General features: G+C 40.3%; 7 protein-coding genes. 5 read left to right on the forward strand and 2 right to left on the reverse strand.

Going from position 1 to position 12,024, the window contains the following annotated elements:
• Positions 1–237 precede the first annotated feature (237 nt).
• Positions 238–2,841: an S-layer protein domain-containing protein gene (locus tag MSBR3_RS13535; protein WP_048108772.1), complete on the reverse strand. Its 2,604-nt coding sequence runs from the start codon at positions 2,839–2,841 to the stop codon at positions 238–240.
• Between the two features lie 12 nt (positions 2,842–2,853).
• On the reverse strand, positions 2,854–2,985 hold the full coding sequence (locus MSBR3_RS21505) for a hypothetical protein (RefSeq protein WP_268989089.1): 132 nt from the start codon (positions 2,983–2,985) through the stop codon (positions 2,854–2,856).
• A 603-nt stretch (positions 2,986–3,588) separates the two neighbouring features.
• On the opposite strand from MSBR3_RS21505, the gene cca reads away from it, so the two are divergent.
• The 5 genes from cca to MSBR3_RS13565 all read left to right on the forward strand — a co-directional run bounded on the left by cca (position 3,589) and on the right by MSBR3_RS13565 (position 11,828).
• The gene (cca, locus tag MSBR3_RS13540) at positions 3,589–4,953 is read left to right on the forward strand and encodes a CCA tRNA nucleotidyltransferase (protein ID WP_048108773.1); all 1,365 of its coding nucleotides are present in this window, start codon (positions 3,589–3,591) and stop codon (positions 4,951–4,953) included.
• An 862-nt stretch (positions 4,954–5,815) separates the two neighbouring features.
• Positions 5,816–6,340 (forward strand): winged helix-turn-helix transcriptional regulator, encoded by a 525-nt coding sequence (locus MSBR3_RS13550; protein ID WP_048108775.1) that lies wholly within the window; start codon positions 5,816–5,818, stop codon positions 6,338–6,340.
• A gap of 1,175 nt (positions 6,341–7,515) precedes the next feature.
• Complete coding sequence (locus MSBR3_RS13555) at positions 7,516–9,501, forward strand: S-layer protein domain-containing protein (RefSeq protein ID WP_329956840.1); 1,986 nt, start codon at positions 7,516–7,518, stop codon at positions 9,499–9,501.
• A 379-nt stretch (positions 9,502–9,880) separates the two neighbouring features.
• A complete protein-coding gene (locus MSBR3_RS13560; protein WP_048108777.1) occupies positions 9,881–10,711 on the forward strand; it encodes a phosphatase PAP2 family protein in 831 nt (276 codons plus the stop codon).
• Positions 10,683–11,828, forward strand: a complete 1,146-nt coding sequence (locus MSBR3_RS13565) for a UDP-N-acetylglucosamine--N-acetylmuramyl-(pentapeptide) pyrophosphoryl-undecaprenol N-acetylglucosamine transferase (protein WP_048108778.1) — start codon at positions 10,683–10,685, stop codon at positions 11,826–11,828. The genes MSBR3_RS13560 and MSBR3_RS13565 overlap by 29 nt, the downstream gene beginning before the upstream one ends.
• Positions 11,829–12,024: the final 196 nt, after the last annotated feature.

Raw genomic sequence — 12,024 nt, forward strand, 5'->3', positions numbered from 1 at the left:
TCAACAATCGTAGTTCAGTATTTTAAGCTGTCGTCTCGAACATCAAATAAGAGAAAAAAGTGGAGAGCCGGAAATTCGGAGCATAATTTCCAGCTTCTGCCACAGCACAGGTATTAAAGTTATATTAAACCGACAGGTTTTCAGTTTAAACCCTTACAGCTTAATATAAGCTTTAATACGAAAGTTTAAAACGTTAATTAAGCTTTAGTACGAAAGTCAGAAGCGTTAATTAGTTTATTAGCTTCTTCTCTTCCGCAGAATAACAAACGCTGTGGCAAGTATTCCAAGCGTAGCCATCCCACTGAAGAAAGGAGCCTTTTTTGTCACTTCATAACTTTCTCTCAGGCCTCCTACTTCAACAGTATACGTCCCTGGATTGTCCTCAGTATGTGAGAATTCGACTGATTTGTTCTCACCCGGGTTGAGGGTTACATTCTCGGAATCAACCGATTCGTTATTAACTAGCAATTCCACTTTGGATTCTCCTGTGACGCTTCCATTGTTCATAGCATTCACACTTATATTTACCGGGGTTCCGGCTTCAACTGAAGCAGGCTGTATCGTGAGGTTTGAGAAAGAGAACTGTGTGGCTTTTTCCGTCACCTCGACATGGGTTTCTCCTTCTTCATAACCGGTCTTTGTGGCGTTTACCACATATGTGCCCGGAGTAGTAACCCAGTAAGACGTGATACCTTTTTCGTCTGTCTGTGCGTCAGTTTTCTGCCCGCCGAAGAAAACATCCGCCCCTGCAACAGGCTTGTTATCTACAGAGTCCGTGACACTTATTTTGATCTGGTCCCCTTCCCGGACAGTTTCGGGAGAAACCGAAACCAGGAGTTTCTGGACACCCTGTGCAAGGACATCTACACGCTTAGTTCCGGAAACGTAACCTTCCCGATTCGCAGTTACAGTGAAGCTACCTTCCTTACCCGGGGTGAAAGTGAGATTGCCGTTATCTCCGGTAGTACCTATGCTTTCGTTTCCAACAGAAACTTCAACACCGCCGACTGAAACATTTCTAGCAGTTACCAGGATTTCGGTTGGCTTCCCGACTACAAGCGCCTCAGGAATCTCGATGTTCAGTTGATCTCCTGCTTCGGTCTTGACCTCAACAAAAGGATAAAAGCGCAGGACTGAAGCATCGGCAACTTTGAATTTCATATTGCCCATCAGGTCTATGACATCACCCCTTGAAAGGGAGACTGAGTCCTTGTTTTTCATTGTGATGCCTGAATCGGAAATCGAAGTTATTTCCATTTCACCGAAAGAATCTCCCCCAGAAATTTCCAGGTAATCATCCGAAATCTGGAAAATTCCCTCCACAAACACGGCATCTGTTTCTGTGGAACGGAAGACCGTACTTACATGGACTGCAATCATAGGAATATTTTCAGCTCCTCCTATATCGGCTTCGTAAATATAGTCCCCACCCTGAGGGACTATCCCCGAGTCAAGGAGCTTTCCATTTTTGTAAAGCTCGAAAAGTACACTTTTCCCGTTAACATCTACCTCGGCTGCCTTAAGGGAGTAGCCATTCTCCAGGGCTAAAGAAGAACCAGTAAACAGGGACTTTTTGTCATTGTCGTCAATCAAAACTTTTGAAAGAACCCTATCCGAAAGCACACTTATGCCTTTTGAGTTACCAAGAGTGTTTTCAGGATATCCTGCAAAATATTTCTCTGCCATGAAACCGACAACTTCATAACTTCCCCAGCCCTCGTGCTCAAATTTGACATTTTCAGGCTTCGTAGAGTAAACAAGTGCTTCATCCTCAATTGTTCTGTCATCGAGCCCTTCAATGGAAAGGCTCTCAGTGGAAATATTCTCGTCAATGTTATAATAGAAACCCTCAAAGTTAAAAGGCGTCCAGACCATAGTATCAAACTTATCATCGTGTATCGTTCCCCTTAATTCGTAGGTTCCGGGCCTGGAGGTTTCAACTATTGGAGCAAAACGAAGTTCATTGGCATCGGCCACGACAAAACTAAGTTTACCCATGATATCAATAGTGTCACCCTTGCTAAGAGAGATCGAGTCACTATTTCTCATTTTTATGCCTGAACTTGAGGTGGAACTTACCTCCATCTTCCCAAACTTGTCACCGTTCTGGATTTTCACATACTGGTCCGAGATCTGGAAAATTCCGTCAACGAAAACTGCGTTGGTTTCTACGCCGCTGAAGATCTGAGCAAAATGAACTGCAATTATGGGTACATCTTCGGTACTCCCGAGGTCGGCTTTGTATACATAGTCGCTATTAGAGGATAGGAAAGCTTCATCGACTACTTTGCCGTCCTTTTCAAGCTGTACCCAAACTGTGTTTCCATTAACATCAACCTCAACCATATTAAGGGAGTATCCTTCTTCAAGAACAAGAGCTGAACCCGTGTACATGGATTTCCTATCATCGTTATCCATCAGGACTTTTGAAAGCTGCCCACCCGAGATAACGCTAATCTCTTTATTTGCAAAGCTTGAGTTTGCAGTATACCCTGCAAAGTAGCGCTCTGCCATAAACCCTATAACCTCATAAGAACCCCACTTTCCATACTCAAAACCGGTCTTTATGGGTACTGTTTCGTACTGCAGGTCTTCCTTTTCAATTGTCCGGCTGCCCTTACTGAGCTGGACTGTTAGATTCTCGGAACCTTCTCCGGTATCCAGATCATAATAAAAGCCCGAATAAGTCTGAGGCGTCCATGTATAGTTAAGGCTCTCATTTGCGTTTTCATCCCATATACGGTTGCCTGTCGAATCTGAAGCCTGGGCAGCTGCACTTAGACACAGCAACCCACATGTCAGAAGTAAGCATAAAATCTTGATATAGTTTTTAATCCCCAAATTAAACCTCCTTTATACTGTATTAACCGAGAGCGTTACTTTCAGGCTTCCGAAAAGAAGAATAGGAAAATAATTTCCTGAACATTCGGAATACACCCTGAGCAGGATACCCCCGTATACCTGAGTGATATCAAACGTATTCAACTATAAGCATTTTCTAATATCTCAGGCATTAAATAAAAATTTTTTGGGCATTATGTGAAATATTTTTCACAATTAGGGAATAAAAAAAATAAATATGCCAAAAGAAGGAATTGAAAGCCTTGAAAAACTTAAAGTTGCTTTCAATCGTCTTTTTAACACTAGAGTAAGTTTCAGATAGTTACTACCAGGAAGACAATTCGGGAAACTCAGAAAATATTTCTACCACAGCCAGTTTTTACTTAGAGTTACGTTTATATTAGAGGTGACTTTTTATCAGAACCAAAATGATCCAAAAGAGATGTTTATCAGAACCAAAATGATCCAAAAGAGATGTTTATCAGAGTCAAATCAACTCAAAAGAAGCTTTTTATTCACGTTTAAGATAAAAGTTTGAAAATAAATTCAAAAATTCCTTTTTCCTTTAAGAGTCACTTTAATATACACAAATTATAAGTTTGAAGAAGCGATTTCTGACACTTATAAGCAAAATCAGCGTAATCGGATTTATAAGATCCATTATAAGATTCATAAGATCCGTTACGAGATTCCTAAGATTCATTCTGCAGAGTAAGACAGAGTAAAAAATATGGAGCCGTCCCTGGCATGGAAACGTATACAGGCATTCCCGAAGAATTAAAGTTTGTAGTCCTTAAGAGAATAAAACCCACTGAACCTGAAAGAGAAAAACTCCTTGTGATCCAGGAAGAGCTCGCCTTGCAAGTTAAAGCCGCAGCAAAAAAACTTGACGTACCAGGCGTGCTTGTAAAAATGGTGGGCTCTGCTGCCAGAGGTACCTGGCTTTCAGGCACTCATGATATTGATATTTTTATAAGCTTTCCTGAAGAAACCTCCAGAAAGGAACTTGAAACCCTGGGTATAGCAGTTGCAAGAGATGTGGCAAAAAACGCTGAACATGTCGAAGACCGCCATGCTGAACACCCTTACCTGAATATTACATACAAAGGTTTTGACGTAGACCTTGTCCCCTGCTTCAGGGTTGCTTCGGCTTCCCAGATCAAATCTGCAGTTGACAGAACGCCTTTTCATAATGATTTTGTCAAACCTCGCATAAAAGGGCACGAAGATGAAGTCCTGCTTTTGAAGCAGTTTATGCGTGGGGGCGGAGTCTATGGCTCGGAACTCAAGACTCAGGGTTTTTCAGGTTACCTGACCGAGATCCTGATAATCTACTATGGCTCCTTCGAAAACACTGTATGTGCCGCCTGCACCTGGAAACCAGGTGAGAAAATTGATATAATGCATCACTCGGAAATAGAGCACGAAGAACCTCTTGTAGTGGTCGACCCAACCGACCCCAGGCGGAATGTGGCAGCTGCTCTTTCCCTTGACAAATTCTGCATGTTTATAGACCACTGCAGGGAATTCCTGAAAAGCCCCGAGCTCAGTTTCTTTTTCCCACCTTCTCTCTTACCCCTTGAGGACAGCGAAATCCTGGAAAGGCTTGAAAGCCGAAAAAGTACCCAGCTTGCAATAGTTTTCAAAACTCCGGATGTTGTAGAGGATGTCCTCTTTCCGCAGTTATATAAAATGGAGCAGGCAGTTGCTGCCCTTCTGAAAGAATATGACTTTACAGTGATAAAAACCGGCATATGGTCAGGCAAAACCGAAACCGCAGTTATGCTGGAACTTATTTCAGGCGTTCTCCCCAACGTGAAAAAGCACGTTGGCCCTCCGGTTTGGGTTAAGGTACACGCTGAGAAATTTAAGGAAAAATATCAGGCGGCTGCTGGCGTTTTCGGAGGTTATATAGAAAATGGGAAATACATCTTCGAAATCCGGCGCAAGTACCCGATGGCAAAAGGGCTTCTCGAAGACCGGCTCATGACCTGCTCTCTTGGAAAACAAGTTCATCAGAGCGTTAGCGAAGGCTTTGAGATTATAGAGAACGCCGGGATTTGTCGATTAAAAGATCCGGATTTCAGGATTTTTTTGAGGAAATGGATGTAAAAGAAATTTTCATGTGAACAAAGTAGTGACCACTTAACTGACTTTACACAAAGCGGAATTCTTCCGTAAAAATTTTTGATGGGTTTTTTCAATTGACCAATAATAAGTATGCAGTTGTTTCACCCACAGTTGTTGCCATGTTTTAAATGACCATTCAGAAACATAGCCACATTTGGATAAATAATTACAAATAATATATTGATTCTGGTATATCACTCAAATATTAGTACAGTAAAAGAATTGGCAAAAATAAACCTACTGTTAAGAAAGGACTTCATCTGTAGTTTTTATTGTATGTGAGCATTATTAATAACATGGCATAGATTTCAAATACTTCATTGTGGTATGACAGATTATTTTGTAGATATAAAAGAACCAATAAAATCATCCAAAGAACTAATAAAATCATCCAAAGAACCAGTAAAATCATCCAAAGAACCAGTAAAATCATCCAAAGGACCAATAAAATCATCCAAAACAGCCAGAAGTCTATTTTTTATGGAGCGTATCTCAAAACTTGATTTTTTAATGTTTAATCTAATGTACTCCGTTTAATGTATTGCGTTGAAGGAGGTAACTGAAGTCCATGTTGACCGAACCTGAACAAATAATCCAACTCGTATCGAGTCTATTAGCGTTAATTCTTTTTGTTATTTCCTATCTTGCATATCGTCGAGAGCGTAGAAAGAAGTTTTTTATTTTATCTTCAGCATTTTTTTTCTATTCAACAATGAATTTCCTGGATGCAGCAGATATTTTTTTCCCTCAAGCGGGTGAGTACCCCGAAATTTGGGGAAGTTTACTTAATTTTGTCGTCCTTGCATTGTTTTTCCTTTCTATGATCACAAAAGAGTAGAGTAAAATGGAATTTGAACTCGAGACACGAAGAAAAATTTATGAACAAATAAAAAAATCTCCTGGGATCCATTTCCGGGAACTTGAGCGGAGGCTGCAGATGGTAGTTGGCAACCTGCAGTACCACCTTCAGTGCCTGGAAAAGAAAAATTTGATAAGAGCCTCGAATGATGGAGATTACGTACGTTATTTCGTAAAAGACAGGAGCTTAAGCGAAACCGAAAGAAAAATAATGTCTTTTTTAAGAAGATCAGGTTGCAGGCATATTCTTCTTCAACTTCTCAATAATCCAGACCTGAATAACAAAGAACTCTCTCAGGCTGTTGGCCTCTCTCCTTCAACTGTTTCCTGGAACCTGAACAAGCTTGTAGAAGCCGGAATAATTGAAAAGGAAAAAAACGGCAGAATAAGTAAATTTACAATCATTGACCCTCCAGCGATTGCAGAGCTCCTTGTATGCTACAAAGAAAGCTTTCTTGATACTCTGGTTGACGGTTTTATCGAAATGTGGGAATTCAAGAACTCTAAATGATTTGGTTATTTATCGTTTATTAATATTTGATTATTTACCATTTGCTAATATTTGATTATCTATCATTTGTTAATTTTGACAATTTATCGTTTGTTGATATTTGACGACTTATTGTTTGTTAATATTTGACGATTTATTGTTTGTTAATATTTGATTATTTATCGTTTGCTGATATTTTACGATTAGTTGTTTGTTGATATTCCAGTATGATCGAAATACAGCTTCTAGTATCTTTTTTCGATAAATTGAGCTTTTTTAAAGAAATTTTCAATATGGCATTAAACGGAATCACAAGTCATATTACAGGTAATGTGAGGAAAACATCAGTCAGATATTGCTGGAGATCAAAGTTTTTGGGTTAGTCCTGTTATCTGAGTCCTGCTTAACTGGTTTTGAACTCTATTGAGACATCCTGGCTAGTTAATGTGGATGATCTATACACCAGATTCAAAGTATGCTTGCGAGAAAATATTGAATTGTGAGCTCAAGTTTCATTAAGATGTCAGCTCAAACACATGTTCTTAAGAATCAACCGGATAAAAACGGACGAAAACTTTTACGCTTAATGAACAAAAGTTAAAATTATTTATGGTGGCGGGAAACATGGAAGAAACTTGGAAAACCCGCCACATTCTCCTATGGAAGAAAGTTCCGCCACATTCTCCTAGGGAGGAAGGTTCGAAATATTTTGCAGTGTTGATCCCGATCATTCACCACAATAACCTTCGGTTTTCAGTCTTCGTTAGACATAATAACGATTCTGGTACATTACTCGAAGATTAGTACAATTGTCGAACATTAGTACAATATTCGAATTATTAAGATTCTGTGTTGTTGACGAGTCAAATCTTCAAGTTATGTCAGAGCTTATTGGAAATTGCAAGTAACCTATAGATTGATCAAATCTTGAACCAAAAGAGATTTATAAGACACCATTTTATAAAACGCTGTAAACCAATTTTCGGGATGAGGCGAAACGAAACTATCTTCGACAATGGACGTAATAAATAACTCAGATTGATGAAGAATGGTGAACCCCCTTAAATTATTGATCCCGACAATTCTTCTTACACATAATTGGTCTTAACAAATATGGAGGAAACAACAAAATGAAGAGATTTGTAGCCAGTGCACTGGCGGCTCTCATGCTTCTGACTGTATTTGCATCCGCCGCAATGGCTGATGATAATAATACAACCTCAGCAGCAAGTACAGTTGAGATCCGCGGCCCTGTGTACAATGGCTCAAGCTTAACCGACATCCTTGCAAACACTGCATACGGTAACGGTACAGCTATTACAATGGATGCTAACAAATTTGCAGCATTCTATTACGATATTGACGATAATGTAACAACCGAGTCTCTTTCCATTAAGAACGTTGCCGGTACTTCTGGCAGGACTATAGGAGAGAACGGTTTAGTGTATACAACAACAATCGGAAAAGCCGAATACGAGAACAAAGATGTCGACTGGGGCAACTACAGCGTGATTGGCTTCTTCGCAGACAAGTACATCCCGCTGAAATCTAACGACGCCAGCAAGCTCGCCAAGCTCGTTGTTGACAGTGATGACAAGCAAACTCTCAAGACCGGCGACACTCTTGACCTCGGTGACGGATACTCTCTCCAGGCCAAGCAGGTAGACGTTGACGGTGATAAAGTCTGGCTTGAACTCGACAAGGACGGACAGTATGTAGATGACCAGATCGTCTCAACTGACTCTGGCGATCATACATGGACTTGCGAAGTTGACGACGTGCAGGGTGAAGACAATGTTCCTGTCTTGAAGGTACATGTCAATCAGGTCTTCCAGGGCGCAGTTGACAGCGTTGCACAGATTGATGCTATCTGGCTTATTGACTATGCAAACGCAATAAAGATCGACTCTGATGATGAATTCGGCAAACTCGACGATGTTTCTATCAACGGTCCGACCATCACCATCAGCAACGATGATACATTCAGCCTGACTAAAGACTCTGATCAGGAAATCGGACAGGGATTATACTTCAAGGTTGCTGACTCCGATGCTCTCAGGTTCTATGCCTATAAGCAGCAAACAACTTCTGGAACCTATGATGTAAGAGGAACCGTTGTTTCCGGCACGCAGCCTTACACCTGGACTCCAGACAACTTTGCCGGATTCTTCTATGACCTGAAGAAAAATGTTGGAACCGAAACTTTGAATGTTTCCGGCGTTGACGGAAGAACTATTCCTGAAAACGGCCTCAAATACAGCACCACCATAAGCAAGGTTGATTATGATGCCGATGATGCATTCAATGGAACGTACCCTGTTCTCGGTTTCTTTGCACAGAAGTATGTCCCGCTGAAATCTAACGACGCCAGCAAGCTCGCCAAGCTCGTTGTTGACAGTGATGACAAGCAAACTCTCAAGACCGGCGACACTCTTGACCTCGGTGACGGATACTCTCTCCAGGCCAAGCAGGTAGACGTTGACGGTGATAAGGTCTGGCTTGAACTCGACAAGGACGGACAGTATGTGGATGACCAGATCGTCTCAACTGACTCTGGCGATCATACCTGGACTTGCGAAGTTGACGACGTGCAGGGTGAAGACAATGTTCCTGTCTTGAAGGTACATGTCAATCAGGTCTTCCAGGGCGCAGTTGACAGCGTTGCACAGATTGACGGGCTCTGGCTCATTGACTATGCAAACGCAATAAAGATCGACTCCGACGACGAGTTCGGTAAACTCAACGATGTTTCTATCAACGGTCCGACCATCACCATCAGCAACGATGATACATTCAGCCTGACTAAAGACTCTGATCAGGAAATCGGACAGGGAATGTACTTCAAGGTCGCTGACTCCAGTGAGCTCAGATACTACCCATATGTTCAGCAGACCCTTGGTAATGAAACAACTACAACCACCTCGGGTAACATAACCAGCATCGATAACACAACAAGTATTGATAACACAAGTGTTACTCCAACTCCAGTTGAGAACAGCACTGAAGAAACTCAAGATGTAAATGCGAGCACTCCTACAGAGACCCCGGTTACATCAACTCCAGATACATCAGCTGCTGCAAACAACACCACCGAAACAAAGAACAATACTCCTGGCTTTGAGATTGTCCCGGCAATCTTCGGACTGCTGTCAGTCTTCTACATCGTCAGGAAGAACAGATAAATTATCTGAGTGAAGGATTTTCTTAATCCTTCTTTTTTCAATTTTTACTAAAATCCCAATTACTGTTGTACACGGATTTCACATTTTTAGACGCATAAATGTCTCTTGATATCCATGTTGATATCAATGTGTGCGCTTAAACTTAAGCACATGCCTGTAAATTTTAAAATCGTGATCTATTAATTTTTATATTTTCATTATGCATATGTGCGCTTATATTTGGGATTAAACAGGTGTAGCTTTTTCCACAATTTCTCCACAATTAATATATAGTTGTTTTATTCTATGAAAAAAACCTAATAAACCGAATAACAGTAAAAGAGATTTCAAAATTATCTATCTTCGGATTAATTTATTTAAATACTGAGGCGCACATTAAATGATATCCTCAAATAAACTAGACGTTATGATAATGCTGTCTCTGATATTTTCAGTGCCAGTAGGTTATTATATTTTTGTGCCGGAAACCCTTCGGCCCAAATATTATTATAGAAACCTTGAGTCCTCTGGAATTTTAGATATTTTACCTTATGCAGCTTCGGCGACACTTATCTTTATACTTATGGATTCACAAAGACACATTTCAAACTTCCTGGGTCTCAGTCCCTCTCTTAATTATGATAGATATATGTTGATGCTGGAAGGCACTAAAGTGAGTATTTTCCAGAGCCTGGCCAGTCCAACGCTGACATATTTTTGTGGAGCAGTTTATCTGCTCGGGTTTCCTTTCCTTTTGATCTTTACATTTATACTATTCCTGTTTAGCCAGAATGATGAGACTCTTAAAGAATATGCAATTACTTTTACGCTTATATATTTGATAGCTTACGTTTTTTACATATTTTTCCCGGTAGATGTTACCGGGCATGTGTTGCCGGGTGTGGCCCCTTTGCTATATCAACTGAACCCGGCCATCCTGGGAATAGTAACCATCTGTAGTCCCGGTCTTAATAATTGCTTCCCAAGCCTGCATGCAGCACTCTCGGTAATGGCAACGATGTTTATACTTTTCAAGACAGATCTCAGGCGTTACAAGGTTTTTGCGGTAGGAACAACTATTTTCATTCTTTTTTCAATACTGTATCTTGGTATACACTGGATCACGGATATGATTGGCGGAATTATACTCGCTCTTATTTCTTATCTTGTAGCTACTCGAATTTTTAAAAAGAGGTTCAAAAATGAAAGTGCTCATTTTTATATGCGGTGAAGGGTTAGGTCATACAAGCCGCTGTATCGCATTGGGTCGGGAGTTGTTGGCTGCAGGCCACGAAGTTTATTTAGGAGCATATGGTTATTCAAAGGAGTTCATCGAGAGAAAAGGATACAAGACCGTTGAAATACCCCCGGAAATAAAACTTGTAGGTGAGTCCGGTTCCCTGAATCTGAAAAGATCAATTATATCTACCCTGAAAGACGGAAATATTTTTGCAGTTTTTAAGGTTCTGAGCTTATTAAAAGAAAAGAAACCTGATATTGTAGTTTCGGATAGTTATTTTACAGGAATAGTTGCCTCTAAAGTCAGAGGAATTCCTGTTTACCTTATAGTAAATCAGTCAAATATGGAAACTTTCTTTAAAGAAGGAGGCATTGCCCTAAGAACAATGGGCGGAGTAATTAAGCAGTTTTATAACTGCATTTTCAGAAGAGTTGACAGGATAATAATACCGGATTTCCCAATGCCTTATACCGTATGCAGGCTAAATCTTGCTTTTGAAGAAGAGGTTTCCAAAAGTTTGTTTTTCAGCGGGCCTCTTACCCTTGAAAAATTTAGTGATGTAAAAGCTGAAGTCTTACAAAAACCCCATGTATTATCATTAATAGGGGGATTTGGGTATCGAGAACCCATATTCAGAAAAGTCATCGAAGTTGCAAAACTCGACAAAAATATAAATTACACTCTCCTTTCAGGACCTAATCTAAATCCTGATGTCTTCTCAAACCTTCCGGAAAATGTCACAATTGAGCATTTTATTAATGACCAGTTCCCTTATCTCAAAGCTTCTGATCTTGTGATCGCTCCAGGAGGACACAGCACTATAATGGAAGCTCTTACCTTTGGGGTTCCAGTACTTTCATTTCCGGATATGAACCATAGTGAGCAGGAAAGTAATGCTGCTGTGATAGAGCTTGAAGGTTATGGCAGACGTCTGGATTACAACGCGTCTCCGGAAGAGATCCTTCGGTCGATAAAAGAGCTTTTAGAGAATGAAAAGATCCACCAGAAGGTTGAAACTATGAAAAACCTATCTGAAGACCTCAATGCTACTGCAACATTCAAAGAACTCCTTGAATCAAATAGTAAGATAAGTCAAAAAGTAAGATAAGTCAAAAAGTAAGATAAGTCAAAAAGTATAAGTCAAAAAGTATAAGTCAAAAAACACACATGATATTCTTCGAATAACATGCCCAGAGAATGAAAGTCTTATTTCCTTACCTTTTTTAGAATTTAACTCCATCATTACCTTGGACAGGAAGGTTGTTTTTACTTTGGTTCTCCGAAACCGTCAAAAAACTAACCCT

Origin of the sequence: Methanosarcina barkeri 3 (assembly GCF_000970305.1) — an archaeon.
Classification (GTDB): Archaea; Halobacteriota; Methanosarcinia; order Methanosarcinales; family Methanosarcinaceae; genus Methanosarcina; species Methanosarcina barkeri_A.